Below are 17,048 nucleotides of genomic sequence, written 5' to 3'. Positions count from 1 at the left end.
ATGTCAAACCCTACACTTTTTGATTATTCAATGATTAAAGGAACAGTAGATGCGATATTATTTCAAAATAATGATAACTTTTATACTGTTCTTAAAGTAGATACTATTGAAACAAATGAATCATTTGATAACTTGCCAACAGTGGTAGGGTTTTTTCCTAATATAGTCGAGGGCGACGTATATACGTTTAAAGGACAACTCGTTGAACATCCACGTTACGGTAAACAACTTAAGGCCGATACATTCGAAAAAGAATTACCACAAACGAAAGATGCCATTGTTAGCTATTTATCGAGTGACCTTTTTAAAGGAATAGGTAAGAAAACGGCACAAAATATTGTTAATGCAATCGGTGAAAATGCCATCAATGACATATTAAATGATGCATCAGTATTAGCAAAAGTGCCCGGTCTATCTAAGAAAAAGCAAAAGCAAATAGCAGAGCAAGTGAGTGCCAATCAAGAATCAGAAAAGATTATGATTAGATTGCATGATTTAGGATTTGGACCAAAACTTTCGATGGCAATTTATCAATTTTATCAATCTGAAACCTTACATATTTTAGAACAAAATCCATATCAACTCGTATATGATGTTAAGGGTATTGGTTTTCAAAAAGCTGATAATTTAGCTCGAAATAGTGGAGTGAAATTTAACGATACGGAACGTTTAAAAGCCGGTCTTTTATACACATTAGAAGAAGAATGTATCAAGAAAGGACATACATATTTATCTTATAATCATATCATTGAAGTTACTAAAGATATGTTAAGTGATGAACAGGGTGAAGAAGTTGTTGAAGTGCCACAACTTGAAGAGGTAATACAACTATTATCTGAAGAGAATAAACTGATATATGATAATGATCGTGTTGCTATACCTAGTCTCTATTATTCAGAATTAAAAAGCGTTCAGAATTTATATCGTATAAAAACCTATAAAAATAAACTCAAACAAATTGAACAGTCCGACTTACAAATCCATATTGGGAGTATTGAAGAAGCCAACAATGTTTCATACGCGCCTTCTCAAAAAGAAGCCTTACAAACCGCAATCAATTCTAAGATTATGTTATTAACTGGTGGGCCTGGTACAGGTAAAACAACAGTTATTAAAGGAATAGTGGAATTATATGCAGAAATACACGGTTTATCTTTAGATTATTCAGATTATCAAGATGATGACTATCCTGTGGTCTTGGCTGCCCCAACAGGACGCGCATCTAAACGATTACAAGAATCAACAGGTTTAGAGGCTATGACGATTCATCGTCTAATTGGCTGGAATCAAGAAACACAACCTGATGATATTTTAGATAATGAAATTAAAGCTAAACTTATTATTATTGATGAGATGTCAATGGTGGATACATGGTTATTTCATCAATTCTTAAGTGCTGTACCTTTGGATGCTCAGATTATCCTTGTAGGTGATGAAGATCAGCTGCCTTCTGTAGGACCAGGACAGATATTTAAAGATTTGATTGATTCTCAAGTGTTACCTAGAGTTAATCTTACTGAAGTTTACCGTCAACAAGATGGTTCAAGTATTATCGACTTAGCTCATCGCATGAAGCACGGTGAAATTATTGATATTACTCAACGTTATCATGATAGAAGTTTTATTAACTGTTCGGTAGATCAAATTCCTACTGTTGTTGAAAAGGTCGTCTCTAGTGCTGTAAACAAAGGCTATGATATGAGTGATATCCAAGTGTTAGCACCTATGTATAAAGGTAGTGCAGGTATTAAGCGACTTAATCAAGTGCTACAAAATATTTTAAATCCTAAAGAAAAAGATACGAGAGAAATTGAATTTGGCGATATCAAATTCCGTAAGGGCGATAAAGTACTACAACTAGTTAATCGTCCTAATGATAATATATTTAATGGAGATATAGGTGTTATTGTTGGTATTTTTTGGGCAAAGGAAAATGCACTCAACAAAGATGTTATTGTGGTTGACTTTGAAGGCAATGAAATTACTTTTACACGTCAAGATTTATTAGAGTTAACCCACGCCTATTGTACATCTATTCATAAATCTCAAGGTTCAGAATTTCCTATAGTCATTATGCCTATTGTTAAACAGTATTTTCGTATGCTTCAACGTCCTATCCTTTATACGGGACTTACCCGAGCTAAACAATCCCTAGTTTTATTAGGCGATCCAAAAGCATTTGAAATAGGGTTAAATACGCAAGGTCAAGAACGTCATACACAATTACGTGAGCTCATATTGGCCTACTTTAAAAGTGAGTCTAATCAAGAAGAATCATCTATTGAACAAAGTGTCGATAGTTCTAATGAAAAAGCAAATGAAGAAGAAACTCCTAACAAAGATAATATAGTTTTAAATGAAACTACTATTTACCGAATTGATCCAATGATAAATATGGGAGATGTATCCCCGTATGATTTCGTTGAACGTTGACATTTAGTCAGAAAATACTTAAAATAAATTTAAATTCGCATGAAGACGAGTAGACAATACTTACTATTTTAGAGATGTACTGGTTGGTGTGAAGTACAATGTAAATTGTTGAACGCTACTTCATGTTATTTGAATATAGTAATTAAGAGATAAGAGAATAGCATTTAAATTTGATGTTTGATAACAAGATATTTAAATGTAGCATGAACTCTTATAACTAGGGTGGTACCGCGAGAACGTTCGTCCCTTTATAGGATGAACGTTCTTTATTTTTGTTTAAGGTTAGATAATAATAACTTAGGAGTGAATGAGAATGAAAAATTTAAAAGCAAGTGAAATTCGTCAAATATATATTGATTTCTTTGTAGAAAAAGGGCATATGATTGAACCATCAGCTCCACTTGTACCTATTGATGATGATTCATTACTATGGATTAACTCAGGAGTTGCTACATTAAAAAAATATTTTGATGGTCGTGAAACACCTAGAAAACCTAGAATAGTAAACTCACAAAAAGCAATTAGAACAAATGATATCGAAAATGTTGGATTTACTGCACGACACCATACATTTTTTGAAATGTTAGGTAACTTCTCAATCGGTGATTATTTCAAGAAAGAAGCTATCCATTTTGCATGGGAATTCTTAACAAGTGATAAATGGATGGGTATGGAACCTGAAAAATTATATGTAACAATCCATCCTGAAGATACTGAAGCTTATCGCATTTGGAACGAAGAAATCGGTTTAGAAGAAAGTCGTATCATTAGAATTGAAGGTAACTTCTGGGATATTGGCGAAGGACCTTCTGGACCAAATACAGAAATCTTCTATGATCGTGGTACAGACTATGGCCAAGAAGATCCAGCAGAAGAAATGTATCCAGGAGGAGAAAATGAAAGATACTTGGAAGTATGGAATTTAGTATTTAGTGAATTTAACCATAATAAAGATAATACGTATACACCACTTCCAAATAAAAATATTGATACCGGCATGGGCTTAGAACGTATGGCATCAATTGCGCAAAATGTCCGTACTAATTATGAAACAGACTTATTCATGCCAATTATTCATGAAGTTGAACATGTTTCAGGTAAAACTTATCTAAAAGTTGATGAACATGACGTAGCATTCAAAGTCATTGCAGACCATATTAGAACAATCGCATTCGCGATTTCTGATGGAGCGTTACCAGCAAATGAAGGACGTGGATATGTACTTCGCAGATTATTACGTCGTGCTGTGAGATTTAGTCAAACACTCGACATTAACGAACCATTTATGTATAAATTAGTTGATATTGTAGCAGACATTATGGAACCTTATTATCCTAATGTTAAAGAAAAAGCTGATTTTATTAAACGTGTAATTAAGTCAGAAGAAGAACGTTTCCATGAAACACTTCAAGAAGGTTTAACAATTTTAAATAATTTAATAGCTAATGCTAAAGAAAGTAATAATGAAATCAATGGTTCAGATGCGTTCAAATTATATGACACATATGGTTTCCCAATTGAATTAACTGAGGAACTCGCTAGTCAAGAAGACATCACTGTTGATATGGCTACATTTGAATCTGAAATGCAACAACAACGTAATAGAGCAAGAGAAGCTCGTCAAAGTTCTCAATCTATGCAAATCCAAAGCGAAGTGCTTAAAAATATTAATACAGAAAGCACATTCGTAGGATATGACACAACTGATTATCAAACAACATTAACTGATTTGATTTATAACGGGGAAGCTGTTGATACAATTGATGCTGGCGAAACTGTTTACTTTATTCTTAAGGAGACGCCTTTCTACGCTATGAGCGGTGGTCAAGTAGCGGATAAAGGTATTGTTGGCAACGAGAACTTTGAAATTGAAGTTCAAGAAGTAACTAAAGCGCCTAATGGTCAAAACTTACATCAAGGTGTTGTACAATTTGGACAAGTGAAAGTGAATAGTGAAGTAGATGCAAGCGTCAATAGAGATGAGCGCAAAGATATTCAAAAAAATCATAGTGCTACTCATTTACTACATGCTGCACTAAAAGAAGTTCTTGGAGAACATGTCAATCAAGCAGGCTCATTAGTTGAAAGTGAACGTCTAAGATTTGACTTCTCTCATTTTGGACCAATGACTCAAGAAGAAGTAGACCAAGTAGAACGACGTGTTAACGAAGAAATTTGGAGAGGTATTTCTGTACACATCCAAGAAATGCCAATCGATGAAGCTAAACAACTAGGAGCTATGGCATTATTCGGTGAAAAATATGGCGATATTGTACGCGTAGTTAATATGGCACCATTTTCAATAGAGTTGTGTGGCGGTATTCATGTAGATAACACTGCTGAAATTGGTCTCTTTAAAATTATCAGTGAGTCTGGTACCGGTGCAGGGGTAAGACGTATTGAAGCATTAACTGGTAAAGCTGCGTTCTTACATCTTGAAGATATTCAAACGAAATTTAATTCTATTAAAGAACAAGTTAAAGTTAAATCAGACAATCAAGTATTTGATAAAGTTGTCCAACTTCAAGAAGATGAAAAAGCACTCCACAAACAATTAGAACAACGTAACAAAGAAATCACTTCACTTAAAATGGGAAATATTGAAGAACAAATTGAAGTCATCAATGACTTTAAAGTACTTGCTACAGAAGTAGAAGTTTCTAACCCTAAAGAAATTAGACAAGTGATGGATGATTTTAAATCTAAACAACAAGATGCTATTATTGTTTTAGCTAGTGATGTCGGTGGTAAAGTATCACTTATTGCATCAGTACCTAAAACATTGACTGAGCACATTAAAGCTGGAGATATAATTAAAAACATGGCACCAATCGTAGGTGGTAAAGGTGGCGGCCGTCCTGATATGGCTCAGGGTGGCGGAACTGAACCTGAAAATATCTCAGAATCATTACGCTTTATTAAAGATTATATTAAAAAACTATAACTTTATAATCAACTAGTGTAAAATCAGTATATGTAAGATAATTCGTTTTAGAGGAGTGTCGCAGCTATGGATAATATTGATAAAACTATGAAGTTTGATTACGAAGAAATTCCAAAAGAAAATGTCGAATCAGTATTAAATAATGTACATCGAACTTTAGAAGAACGCGGATATAATGCAGTCAACCAAATAGTTGGTTATCTGTTATCAGGCGACCCTGCCTATATTCCACGTCAGAATGATGCACGCAATCAAATACGTCATATCGATCGCGACGTTATTATGGAAGAACTTGTTTCAAACTACTTAAAAGAGAACAAGAAATAGCTTATGCTTACACATAAAATTTTAGGTTTAGATGTTGGTAGTAAAACGGTTGGCATAGCTATAAGTGATTTAATGGGTTGGACAGCCCAAGGACTAGACACTCTGAGAATTGATGAGGAAAATAATGAATTCGGTATTGATAAGCTTGTAACGATTGTTAAAGAAAACAATGTAGGTACAGTAGTTATCGGCTTACCGAAAAATATGAATAATTCTGTTGGATTTCGTGGAGAAGCTTCGTTACACTATAAAGAGCTACTTCAACAAGCATTACCACATATAGAAATTGTAATGTGGGATGAACGCTTGAGTACTATGGCTGCTGAACGCTCATTATTAGAAGCAGATGTTTCTAGACAAAAAAGAAAGAAAGTAATTGATAAAATGGCTGCAGTTTTTATACTTCAAGGCTATTTAGATTCTATCTAAAAGGAGATTTAAATTATGACTGAACATAACCATGATGTAGATTTAAATATTAGTAACGAAGAAGAATTATTAACTTTATTCGATGAAAATGACAATGAAGTGTTATACCGTAAAATGTTAGAGTTTTACCATCCAGAATTTAAAAAGGAATATGTTATTTTAGCAGAAGAAGGCGCTCAATCAGATGATGACGATATGATTGAACTTATTCCAATGATTAATGAACCTGACGAATCAGGTGACGGTGGTAAATTAGTCCCAATCGAAACTGACGAAGAATGGGATATGATTGAAGAAGTTGTCAATACAAACATGGAAGAATAGTTAAATAACTATTTCAAGCAGTCTGGAACACTTAATGTTTCAGGCTGCTTTCTCGTTTCATTTTAAATTTCATAAAAAAGCGATAACATTACAAGATAAAGTATGAAGTTAGCTAAGTATGGATGAATTATATAAACGATAGAATAGGGGTTGACAATTTAGCTTAATTTATTTAATCTCACTTAAATTTAAGGTGAAACTATGGTAAAATACTTTAAGTAAATTTTTATAAGTACATGTATAAATAATTAAGAATACAGATTAGTCATTAAATAAGGAGAGGCATAAATAATTTTCGTGTTACAAATCAATAATTTTTGGCACATAGTAGACGCATGTCTCCACCTTAATACGTGAAGATAAATCAGGCTTAATGAACTGGTTTATTTTTTAATGTCATTTTGCATTTTAAAAGGAAGTAAAAAAATGGAAGCAAATCAAAAATATTTACTTGAGATACATAGAGAAACTGACAATAATATTGAAGAATTAAGAGCATATGCCGAAGAAAATGCGGTTCCAATAGTAGATAGATTATCACTAGAAATGATTAAGCAATTAATCAGAATTCATAAACCTACCAATATTCTAGAGATTGGCACAGCAATAGGCTACAGTTCTATGCAGTTTGCTTCAATCTCACCAACCATTAATGTTACTACAATCGAACGTGATGATAATATGATTAACCAAGCAAAGCTTAATTTTAAAAAATATGGTTATGATAACCAAATTACCTTATTAGAAGGCGATGCTTTTGAGCAATTAGAAAAGGTTAATAACAGAACATACGATATAATATTTATTGATGCTGCAAAGGCTCAATCTAAAAAGTTTTTTGAACACTTTACCCCTTTTTTAAGAAAGGGAGGCCTAGTCATTACAGATAATGTACTTTATCACGGATTTGTCTCTGACATAGAGATTGTTCGTTCTCGTAATGTAAAACAAATGGTAAAAAAAGTACAAAAGTTCAACACTTGGCTTATGGAACAGGAAAATTATCAAACTAATTTTTTAAATATGGATGATGGACTAGCCATTTCTATCAAAGGAGAATAATGATGACTGAACTACTTGTTACTCCTAAGTCTTTAGCTCATATGGAAACACTTATAGATATCGGCGCAGATGCGTTTGTTATTGGCGAACAGAAATTTGGGTTGAGATTAGCTGGAGAATTTAAACGTGATGATATTAAAAGAGCTGTTGCCTTAGCTCATGAAAATGATAAAAAAGTTTATGTAGCGGTTAATGGAATTTTTCATAATTATCATTTAAATGCATTAGAAGATTATATTAATTACTTACATGAGTTAGAAGTGGACCGCATCATTTTCGGTGATCCTGCCGTAGTCATGTATGTTAAAAATCAAGAAAATCCAATTCCATTAAATTGGGATGCTGAAACTATAGTAACAAACTATTTTCAGTGTAATTATTGGGGCAAAAAAGGTGCGAAAAGAGCAGTTTTAGCTCGCGAATTGAACTTGGATGAAATTATTAGTATTAAAGAAAAAGCAAATGTGGAAATTGAAGTGCAAGTTCATGGAATGACATGTATGTTCCAATCTAAAAGGCTGTTATTAGGAAATTATTACACTTTCCAAGATAGACAAATGAAGATTCAACGTGATAACAGTGAACATGAACTATTATTATATGATGAAGAACGAGAAAATAAATACCCTGTCTTTGAAGACTACAATGGGACACATATTATGTCGCCTAACGATATATGTCTTATTGAAGAGTTAGAACCGTTGTTCCAAGCAAATATTGATTCTTTTAAAATAGATGGTGTATTGCAAAGTGAAGAGTACATTAATGTTGTAACTCGTCAATATAGAGAAGCTATCGATTTATATAATGAAGATCCAGAAGCTTACGAAGATGAAAAATTTATGCTAGTAGACCCAATTGAAGAAATTCAACCTGAGCATCGTCCATTTGATGAAGGGTTCTTATACAAACAAACAGTTTACTAAAAGGAGGCGCTAAAGTGAAAACTTTAACTGAAATCACTTCAAAATCAAAAAATAAAGTTAAAAAGCCTGAATTATTGGCGCCTGCTGGTAATTTAGAAAAGTTGAAAATTGCTGTGCATTACGGGGCTGATGCCGTATTTCTAGGTGGCCAAGAATACGGTTTACGCTCAAACGCTGATAATTTTACTATGGAAGAAATTAAAGAAGGCGTTGAATTTGCAAACAAGTATAACGCGAAAATTTACGTAACGACTAACATTATTGCACATGATGAGAATGTGGATGGCTTAGAAGATTATTTGAGAGACTTAGAAGCTACTGGAGCTTCAGGTATAATAGTAGCCGATCCTCTAATCATAGAAACTTGTAAACAAGTAGCACCTAAGCTAGAAATCCATTTATCTACTCAACAATCTTTATCAAATTATAAAGCCGTAGAGTATTGGAAAGAAGAAGGTTTAGATCGTGTCGTATTAGCACGTGAAACGGGCGCAATGGAAATGAAAGAAATGAAAGAAAACGTAGATATTGAAATTGAAGCGTTTATTCATGGGGCAATGTGTATTGCTTATTCAGGACGTTGTACATTGAGTAATCATATGACGGCTCGCGATTCAAATAGAGGTGGCTGTTGCCAAAGTTGTCGTTGGGATTATGATTTGTTATCAGTCGATAAAGATGGAGAGCTTGATTTATATTATCAAGACGATGAAGTTGTTCCTTTCGCAATGAGTCCTAAAGATTTAAAATTAATAGAATCTATACCTCAGATGATGGATATTGGTATCGATTCATTAAAAATAGAAGGACGCATGAAATCTATACATTATATTGCTACAGTAGTTTCTGTCTACAGAAAAGTAATTGACGCCTACGCTGAGGATCCAGAAAACTTTAAAATTAAGCCAGAATGGTTAATTGAATTAGATAAATGCGCGAATAGGGATACTGCTCCAGCATTTTTCGAAGGGACACCTGGGTACGAAGAGCAAATGTTCGGCATGCAACAAAATAAGAAATCACCATATGATTTTTGTGGTCTAGTGTTAGATTATGATGCATCTACTAAGATCGCAACAATTCAGCAAAGAAACCACTTTAAACCTGGACAAGAGATTGAATTTTTCGGCCCTGAGATTGACAGCTTTAAGCAAGTAGTTGATGTTATTTATGATGAAGAGGGTAACAGTTTAGATGCTGCACGACATCCACTTCAGATTGTGCAAATCAAGGTTGAACATCCAATTTATCCTAATAATATGATGAGAAAGGAAATCGGATAATGGCGAAGACAACAATAATTGGTATTGCTGGTGGCTCAGGTTCTGGTAAAACCACAGTTACAAATGAAATTTTGAAGAATTTAGAAGGCCATAGCGTTGCTTTATTAGCACAAGATTTTTATTATAAAGATCAATCACATCTTACGTTTGAAGAGCGTTTAGAAACAAATTATGACCATCCTTTCGCCTTTGATAATGATCTTTTAATCGAAAATTTACGTGACTTAGTGAACGGTCACGCAGTTGAAGTGCCTACTTATGATTTTACAAACCATACAAGAAGCGATGAAACGATTGCATTTGAACCTAAAGATGTTATTATCGTAGAAGGTATATTTACTTTAGAAAATAAAACATTACGTGATATGATGGATGTTAAAATATACGTTGATACTGATGCAGATTTAAGAATTTTAAGACGTCTAGTACGTGATACTAAAGAACGTGACCGTTCAATGGAATCTGTTATTAATCAATATTTGAATGTTGTTAAACCGATGCATAATCAATTTATTGAACCAACAAAAAAATATGCTGATATTATTATTCCAGAAGGTGGAAGTAATAAGGTTGCAATTGATATAATGACAACTAAAATTCAAACGCTTGTAAGCAAGCATTAATCCATGCGTAAGTGATTCGTTTTATTTCATTTTTTAAATTGAAAAATATTACTGATAAAGGAAGATGACATAATGGAAAACCAAAAACAATATCCAATGACTCAAGAAGGTTATGAACAGTTAGAACAAGAATTAGAAGAACTAAAAACTGTGAAACGTCCAGAAGTAGTTGAAAAAATTAAAGTTGCTCGTTCATTTGGTGACTTATCTGAGAACTCTGAGTATGATGCTGCTAAAGACGAACAAGGTTTCATCGAACAGGATATTCAACGTATTGAGCATATGTTAAGATACGCACTAATTATCGAAGATACTGGTGATAATAACGTTGTTCAAATTGGTAAAACAGTTACATTTGTTGAATTACCTGGTGACGAAGAAGAAAGCTATCAAATTGTTGGTTCTGCTGAATCAGATGCTTTTAAAGGTAAAATTTCAAACGAATCACCAATGGCTAAAGCGTTAATAGGCAAAAGCTTAAAAGATGAAGTTCGCGTACCACTTCCAAACGGTGGCGAAATCAACGTAAAAATAGTCGATATTAAATAAATTTTCAACCACTTCAAGCGCTAAATTTTTATAATTTAGCCGTTGGAGTGGTTTTTTTACTATTATATATTGATGTAAAAATATTTATTTAGATTAAATTTACATAATTTTTAACAACATTCTTATTAAACATTGTCAAATATATTTAAATTTCAGAACTTTTTCATGACAAATCATGATATATATGCTTAAATAACTATGTGAATACAACTAGAGATGACCAATGAATCCAGTAAAGTAAGCGATTACAATAGTCTTACTTTTTTATTATTCTTAATTTGAAATACTTATTAAACAACTATGATTATTAGGTGGTATAATTTTATATATATTTGTTAATAATGAGTTTTAACAAATTTAAACTATCTAATTAATTTAGTTGATTAAAACGTAGTATCATCAAGGGGGGAGGCAATAGATTGGACATTAAATTAGTTAATGAGCAATCAATATTGCTATATTTTAAAGAAGAAATAAGTGAAGATAATTATAAAGAAGTAGATGCAACGACTCAATACATACTTTCTAAAAATATTTCAGCAATAAAAGATATTGTTCCTTCATATCGAGCCATTATGGTGAATTTTGATAATGAATTAATTGATTATGAAGAATTAATAAAACGTCTAGATTTAGATAATATTGAACATCTAGATTTAAATACTAAAACTGAAAAAAGAGTTATACATATACCAGTGCTTTATAATTCAGAAGTAGGTCCTGATTTAGAAGAAGTAGCTAATCATAATGATTTAACAGTTGAAGACGTGATAGATATTCATAGTAGTAATGAGTATTTAGTTTATATGTTAGGTTTTATGCCAGGATTTCCATTTTTAGGAGGTCTCGACGAACGTTTACATACTCCGAGAAGATCTGAACCTAGAGTTAAAATTGATGCTGGTTCTGTAGGTATCGCTAATAATCAAACTGGCCTATATCCTTCCGATTCGCCCGGAGGTTGGCAAATTATAGGTAGAACACCTTTAAAAGTGTTTGATCAATACTCTGAACCAATGACACTTTACGAAGCTGGAGATTACATTAAATTTTATGCAATTGATGAATCAACTTTTAAAGAAATTGAAACTGAAATTGCTGAAAATAGATTTAATAAAGAAAAGTGGGTGTCTAATAATGAGCATTAAAATTATAAAACCTGGTCTTTTCACCACTGTACAAGATAAAGGTCGCTATGGTTATCAACATTTAGGCTTCTCAAGTGCTGGTGCGATGGATAAGTATAGTTATGAAGTGGGACAAACCTTGATTAATAATCAGGGGCCTAGCCTTGAATATACAATTATTGGTCCAACAATACAATTTGATAAGAATAATACAGTCGTACTTACTGGTGGTCAATTCAATGCCAAGTTGAATAATCAAAAAGTCCCTCAGAATACAGTCATTTTTGTGTCTCAAGGTGACCGATTAGAAATTGGTAATGCGATAGAAGGTGCAAGAGGGTATATATTCTTCGGACAGCCTTTAGATATTGATAAAGTAGCCGATAGTTATTCCACACATACAAGAAGTATGATTGGAGGATTTAAAGGGAGACCATTAAAAAAGAACGATGTCATTAATATCATTCCTAATGATAACTTTAAATTGAACTTAGGAAAAACATTAGAATATGACGCAATCGCTCAAGATAATATTATTCATATTATTGAAGGCCCACAGGCACAAGCATTTTCAGAAGAAAAGAAAACAACCTTAGTACAAGGTGAATATAATATTTCAGACAAATCAGATAGAATGGGCTATCGACTTATTGGAGACAATATAGCTCCTGAAAATAGTGCTGATATCATTTCAGAGCCTGTAGCACTAGGTAGTATTCAAGTACCTAACGATGGTAACCCTATTATTTTATTAAACGATAAGCAAACTGTTGGTGGCTATACTAAGATAGCAACTGTAAGTCAGTTAGATTTAAGAAAATTAGCTCAGTTCAAGCCTGGTGATACCATTCAATTTGAGTGGATATCAATGAACGATGCGAACCAAGAATTACAACAGTTCACTAAAGAATTTAATGAACTGTTAGAGAGAGTCTCATCACATCCAATTTATAATATTGAATGGTTACGACCAACTTCAAACAAATTAGCAAGAATAATCGAGGAGGAATAATTAAAAATGAATATACAAAAAATAGAAGAAGTTATTAAATTAGTAAAATCTAATAACGTTAAAAAATTCAAATATAAAGATTTTGAAAATGAATTAGAATTAGATTTCACTGAAGGGACTCAAAACAGTTCATTTATCCCATCTCAAAATCAAGATAATGGAGCGACAACTTCAAACCAACAAGAAGAAAGTCAATCTCAATCAAATACTTCTGAAGAGGCATCTAAAGAAATTACATCTCCTATGGTAGGAACATTCTTTTTACAAGATAGTAAAGAGTTAACTGAGCCACAAATCAAAGTTGGAGATCAAGTTAAATCTGGTGATGTCATCGGATATGTTGAAGCAATGAAAGTAATGAATGAAGTCACAAGTGATATTGATGGCGAAGTAGTTGAAATAGTAGTAGATCACGGAACTAATGTTGAGTATGATCAAGTACTAGTCAAAGTTAAATAAGGGGGACAGGTACATGTATCGTTGTTTAGTGGCAAATAGAGGAGAAATTGCGGTTCGTATCATTAGAGCATGTCGCGAAATGAATATTGAAACAGTTGCGATTTATGCTAAAGGTGATGAAAAAAGTTTACATGTCAGCCTTGCAGACCAAGCTGTGTGTATAGGTGAAGCGAATTCTTTAGATAGTTATTTAAATATCGAACGTATTATTGGCGCTGCTGAAATAACTGGGGCAAACGCCATTCATCCTGGATATGGATTTTTATCTGAGAGTACAACTTTTGCTGAAAAAGTTGAAGAAAATGACATTCACTTTATCGGACCTAGTAAAAAAACAATGGAAATGATGGGTGACAAAATTACTGCACGTCAAACAGTTGATTCTGCTGGAGTACCAGTAATACCTGGTTCAACAGATGCAGTAGACTCAATTGACGAAATTAAAGAATTAGCTGAGGAAATCGGTTATCCACTTGTTTTAAAAGCAGCAAGTGGTGGTGGCGGTAAAGGTATCCGTATTGTTAAGGAACCTGAACAACTCGAAAAATCACTTAAAGAAGCTAAAAGTGAAGGTAAAAAATATTTCAATGACGATAGAGTATATGTGGAAGCGTTTATACCAGTAGCTAAGCATGTTGAAGTTCAAGTTATTGGAGATGGTAAAGAGAATTACGTACATCTAGGTGAACGTGATTGTTCTGTTCAACGTAAAAATCAAAAACTTATCGAAGAATCACCTTGTGCTGCATTAACAGAAGAACGACGTCAACAAATCTGTGACGACGCAGTAGCTGTGGCAATAGCATCAAATTATCGTAGTGCAGGAACTATCGAATTCTTAGTTACTGAGGATGCGCATTATTTCATTGAAATGAATGCTCGAATTCAAGTTGAACATACAGTAACTGAAATGCGCGCGGATAGAGACTTATTACAAGCGCAATTATACTTATTACAACATGATGAATTACCATTCACTCAAGAAGATATTATATTCAATGGGCATGTCATTGAAGCACGTATCAATGCAGAAGACCCTGAGAAGAAATTCCGTCCAACACCTGGTAAAGTAAAAAAATTACATTTACCTCAAGGTTTTAACATTCGTGTCGATTCATTGCTATACCCTGGCTATCAAGTATCACCTTATTATGATTCGCTAGTAGCTAAAGTTATTGTTAAGGATGCCAATCGTCAAACAGCCATCAACAAGTTAAAAGTAGCTTTAGATGAAATGGTCATTGAAGGATTTACAACAACTGCCGACTTTTTATATGCAGTATTAAGTTATCCTTTATATGCTGATGGTGATGCTAGTGAAGTGGATATAAAATTCCTTGAAAAACATCAAATAGTAAAAGGAGTGGAGCTATAATGCAAATTGATTTAAATTGTGACTTGGGTGAAGCTTTCGGTAACTACTCATTTGGTGGAGATGCTGATATTATTCCATTAATAACATCTGCCAATATTGCATGTGGTTTTCATGCTGGTGATGAGAATGTAATGAATGAAACAGTAAAATTAGCTAAGGAACATGGTGTAGGCATTGGCGCACATCCAGGACTGCCAGATTTAAAAGGTTTTGGACGTCGCAACATGGATATCGCTCCAGATGAAATCTATAATCTAGTTGTTTATCAATTAGGTGCATTAAACGGATTTTGCAAAATACATGGAACACGTATTAATCACGTAAAACCTCATGGCGCACTTTACCAAATGGGTGCTCGTGATAAAACAATTGCACGTGCTATCGCTCAAGCCGTTTATGATTTTGATCCGGAGTTAATATTTGTAGGATTGTCTAACACTTTACTCATCTCAGAAGCTCAAGCTATCGGTCTTAAAGTTGCTTCAGAAGTATTCGCAGATAGACGCTATGAAGATGATGGCCAATTAATAAGCCGTAAAGAAAAAGATGCATCTATTACTAACACTGAAGAAGCACTAAACCAAGTAATTAAAATGGTTACTGAAAATAAAGTAGTTAGTAAAAACGGGAAAGAAATTGATTTACAAGCAGATACAATTTGTGTACACGGTGATGGGGCACATGCACTTGAATTTGTAACACAAATCAGAAAAAAATTAACGAAAGAAGGCATTGATATTCAATCCTTATAGGGGGTACCAAAGATGGGAGAAAATTTACAACAAAACCCAAATAACGAAGTAAAAAAAGATAAAAAAGATTTTAAGTTTACTAAAAATCATAGACGATTGCTATACGGTTCAGTTTTCCTGATGGCAACATCGGCAATAGGACCAGCGTTCCTTACTCAAACTGCTGTTTTTACAGCTGAGTTCTACGCTAGCTTTGCCTTTGCAATATTAATTTCAATATTAATAGATATTGGGGCTCAAATTAATATTTGGCGTGTCTTAGTAGTAACAGGTTTACGAGGTCAAGAGGTATCTAATAAAGTACTTCCTGGTTTAGGAACTTTGATATCAATATTAATTGCATTCGGTGGTCTAGCATTTAATATAGGGAACATTGCTGGCGCCGGCTTAGGCTTAAATGCCATGTTTGGTCTCGATATCAAATGGGGTGCAGCAATTACTGCTGTATTCTCAATATTAATTTTTGTAAGCAAAAGTGGACAAAAGATTATGGATGTTGTCTCAATGGTGCTTGGTGTTGTAATGATTTTAGTAGTGGCATACGTAATGGTTGTATCTAATCCACCATATGCTGATGCGCTTGTTCATACAGTTGCACCAGAACATCCAATCAAATTAATCCTACCAATTATCACTCTAGTTGGAGGTACTGTTGGTGGTTACATTACATTTGCAGGTGCACATAGATTATTAGATTCTGGAATGAAGGGCGAAGAGTTTGTGCCATTCGTTAACCGTTCTGCAATAGCAGGTATCATGACAACTGGTATCATGCGTGTACTTCTTTTCCTAGCAGTATTAGGTGTAGTTGTTACTGGAGTTACATTAAATGCTGATAACCCACCAGCGTCAGTATTTGAACATGCAATCGGTCCTATCGGTAAAAATATTTTTGGAGTAGTTATCTTTGCAGCAGCCATGTCATCAGTTATTGGCTCAGCATACACAAGTGCTACTTTCTTAAAAACTTTACATAAATCATTATTTAATAAAAATAATCTTATTGTAATCACTTTTATCGTTATTTCTACATTAATTTTCTTATTCATTGGTAAACCTATAAGTTTACTTATCATTGCTGGAGCAATAAATGGTTGGATCTTACCTATCACTTTAGGTGCTATCTTAATTGCGAGTCGCAAAAAATCAATTGTTGGAGATTATAAACACCCAACATGGATGGTTGTGTTTGGGGTGATTGCAGTTATTGTCACAATAGTAACTGGAATATTCTCATTACAAGATTTAGCAGCTCTATGGAAAGGTTAATCAATTGCTCTAATTTAAATATTAATTCTTATTTTATATAGTAAAAAAAGATGATAATAACGTTTCATTTAATACCCACTAGCGAATTTAGACAAGTTTGCTAGTGGGTATTATTGTTATGAAAGTATCTATAAAATCATTTTAAATAAAAATT

16 protein-coding genes are annotated in these 17,048 nt (G+C 33.4%); all 16 read left to right on the top strand.

Features of this window, described 5'->3' with window-relative positions; genetic code table 11:
• The 16 genes from recD2 (at position 1) to HS848_RS05370 (ending at position 16,894) form a co-directional block, all read left to right on the top strand.
• A complete protein-coding gene (gene recD2, locus HS848_RS05445; RefSeq protein WP_198611519.1) occupies positions 1-2,433 on the top strand; it encodes an SF1B family DNA helicase RecD2 in 2,433 nt (810 codons plus the stop codon).
• Positions 2,434-2,746: 313 nt separating this feature from the next.
• Positions 2,747-5,377, top strand: a complete 2,631-nt coding sequence (gene alaS, locus HS848_RS05440) for an alanine--tRNA ligase (protein ID WP_198611518.1) — start codon at positions 2,747-2,749, stop codon at positions 5,375-5,377.
• A gap of 66 nt (positions 5,378-5,443) precedes the next feature.
• Entirely contained in the window at positions 5,444-5,704 is a 261-nt protein-coding gene (locus HS848_RS05435) for an IreB family regulatory phosphoprotein (protein ID WP_107508304.1), read from the top strand.
• Between the two features lie 3 nt (positions 5,705-5,707).
• Positions 5,708-6,133, top strand: a complete 426-nt coding sequence (ruvX, locus tag HS848_RS05430) for a Holliday junction resolvase RuvX (RefSeq protein WP_107508305.1) — start codon at positions 5,708-5,710, stop codon at positions 6,131-6,133.
• 15 nt (positions 6,134-6,148) lie between these two features.
• The gene (locus tag HS848_RS05425; RefSeq protein ID WP_107508306.1) at positions 6,149-6,457 is read left to right on the top strand and encodes a DUF1292 domain-containing protein; all 309 of its coding nucleotides are present in this window, start codon (positions 6,149-6,151) and stop codon (positions 6,455-6,457) included.
• A gap of 426 nt (positions 6,458-6,883) precedes the next feature.
• Complete coding sequence (locus tag HS848_RS05420; protein ID WP_107508307.1) at positions 6,884-7,519, top strand: O-methyltransferase; 636 nt, start codon at positions 6,884-6,886, stop codon at positions 7,517-7,519.
• Positions 7,520-7,521: 2 nt separating this feature from the next.
• Positions 7,522-8,445 (top strand): peptidase U32 family protein, encoded by a 924-nt coding sequence (locus tag HS848_RS05415; RefSeq protein ID WP_198611517.1) that lies wholly within the window; start codon positions 7,522-7,524, stop codon positions 8,443-8,445.
• 14 nt (positions 8,446-8,459) lie between these two features.
• Positions 8,460-9,728 carry a peptidase U32 family protein gene (locus HS848_RS05410; protein WP_198611516.1) on the top strand — a complete coding sequence of 423 codons (1,269 nt, stop codon included), beginning with the start codon at positions 8,460-8,462 and terminating at the stop codon, positions 9,726-9,728.
• The gene (gene udk / locus HS848_RS05405) at positions 9,728-10,351 is read left to right on the top strand and encodes a uridine kinase (protein ID WP_198611515.1); all 624 of its coding nucleotides are present in this window, start codon (positions 9,728-9,730) and stop codon (positions 10,349-10,351) included. The genes HS848_RS05410 and udk overlap by 1 nt, the downstream gene beginning before the upstream one ends.
• 72 nt (positions 10,352-10,423) lie before the next feature.
• Positions 10,424-10,900 (top strand): transcription elongation factor GreA, encoded by a 477-nt coding sequence (gene greA / locus HS848_RS05400; RefSeq protein ID WP_103166600.1) that lies wholly within the window; start codon positions 10,424-10,426, stop codon positions 10,898-10,900.
• A gap of 419 nt (positions 10,901-11,319) precedes the next feature.
• On the top strand, positions 11,320-12,048 hold the full coding sequence (gene pxpB, locus HS848_RS05395) for a 5-oxoprolinase subunit PxpB (protein ID WP_198611514.1): 729 nt from the start codon (positions 11,320-11,322) through the stop codon (positions 12,046-12,048).
• Positions 12,038-13,039: a 5-oxoprolinase subunit C family protein gene (locus tag HS848_RS05390; protein WP_198611513.1), complete on the top strand. Its 1,002-nt coding sequence runs from the start codon at positions 12,038-12,040 to the stop codon at positions 13,037-13,039. Before pxpB ends, HS848_RS05390 begins: the two co-directional genes overlap by 11 nt.
• Before the next feature lie 6 nt (positions 13,040-13,045).
• Positions 13,046-13,498 (top strand): acetyl-CoA carboxylase biotin carboxyl carrier protein, encoded by a 453-nt coding sequence (gene accB, locus HS848_RS05385; RefSeq protein ID WP_107508313.1) that lies wholly within the window; start codon positions 13,046-13,048, stop codon positions 13,496-13,498.
• A gap of 13 nt (positions 13,499-13,511) precedes the next feature.
• Positions 13,512-14,873: an acetyl-CoA carboxylase biotin carboxylase subunit gene (locus HS848_RS05380; RefSeq protein ID WP_198611512.1), complete on the top strand. Its 1,362-nt coding sequence runs from the start codon at positions 13,512-13,514 to the stop codon at positions 14,871-14,873.
• Positions 14,873-15,625, top strand: a complete 753-nt coding sequence (gene pxpA, locus HS848_RS05375; RefSeq protein WP_198611511.1) for a 5-oxoprolinase subunit PxpA — start codon at positions 14,873-14,875, stop codon at positions 15,623-15,625. Before HS848_RS05380 ends, pxpA begins: the two co-directional genes overlap by 1 nt.
• A 12-nt stretch (positions 15,626-15,637) precedes the next feature.
• Positions 15,638-16,894: an NRAMP family divalent metal transporter gene (locus tag HS848_RS05370; protein ID WP_107508316.1), complete on the top strand. Its 1,257-nt coding sequence runs from the start codon at positions 15,638-15,640 to the stop codon at positions 16,892-16,894.
• Positions 16,895-17,048 lie beyond the last annotated feature (154 nt).

The sequence above is a fragment of the Staphylococcus caledonicus genome (assembly GCF_016238465.1).
Lineage (GTDB): Bacteria > Bacillota > Bacilli > Staphylococcales > Staphylococcaceae > Staphylococcus > Staphylococcus caledonicus.
The sequence above is the reverse complement of the archived record's forward strand: the minus strand, read 5'-3'. Positions and strand labels throughout refer to the sequence as shown.

Bases quoted from the DNA above. Each gene is read 5' to 3' on its own strand.
- recD2 (WP_198611519.1), top strand. From the start codon at position 1: ATGTCAAACCCTACACTTTTTGATTATTCAATGATTAAAGGAACAGTA.
- alaS (WP_198611518.1), top strand. From the start codon at position 2,747: ATGAAAAATTTAAAAGCAAGTGAAATTCGTCAAATATATATTGATTTC.
- HS848_RS05435 (WP_107508304.1), top strand. From the start codon at position 5,444: ATGGATAATATTGATAAAACTATGAAGTTTGATTACGAAGAAATTCCA.
- ruvX (WP_107508305.1), top strand. From the start codon at position 5,708: ATGCTTACACATAAAATTTTAGGTTTAGATGTTGGTAGTAAAACGGTT.
- HS848_RS05425 (WP_107508306.1), top strand. From the start codon at position 6,149: ATGACTGAACATAACCATGATGTAGATTTAAATATTAGTAACGAAGAA.
- HS848_RS05420 (WP_107508307.1), top strand. From the start codon at position 6,884: ATGGAAGCAAATCAAAAATATTTACTTGAGATACATAGAGAAACTGAC.
- HS848_RS05415 (WP_198611517.1), top strand. From the start codon at position 7,522: ATGACTGAACTACTTGTTACTCCTAAGTCTTTAGCTCATATGGAAACA.
- udk (WP_198611515.1), top strand. From the start codon at position 9,728: ATGGCGAAGACAACAATAATTGGTATTGCTGGTGGCTCAGGTTCTGGT.
- greA (WP_103166600.1), top strand. From the start codon at position 10,424: ATGGAAAACCAAAAACAATATCCAATGACTCAAGAAGGTTATGAACAG.
- HS848_RS05390 (WP_198611513.1), top strand. From the start codon at position 12,038: ATGAGCATTAAAATTATAAAACCTGGTCTTTTCACCACTGTACAAGAT.
- accB (WP_107508313.1), top strand. From the start codon at position 13,046: ATGAATATACAAAAAATAGAAGAAGTTATTAAATTAGTAAAATCTAAT.
- HS848_RS05380 (WP_198611512.1), top strand. From the start codon at position 13,512: ATGTATCGTTGTTTAGTGGCAAATAGAGGAGAAATTGCGGTTCGTATC.
- pxpA (WP_198611511.1), top strand. From the start codon at position 14,873: ATGCAAATTGATTTAAATTGTGACTTGGGTGAAGCTTTCGGTAACTAC.
- HS848_RS05370 (WP_107508316.1), top strand. From the start codon at position 15,638: ATGGGAGAAAATTTACAACAAAACCCAAATAACGAAGTAAAAAAAGAT.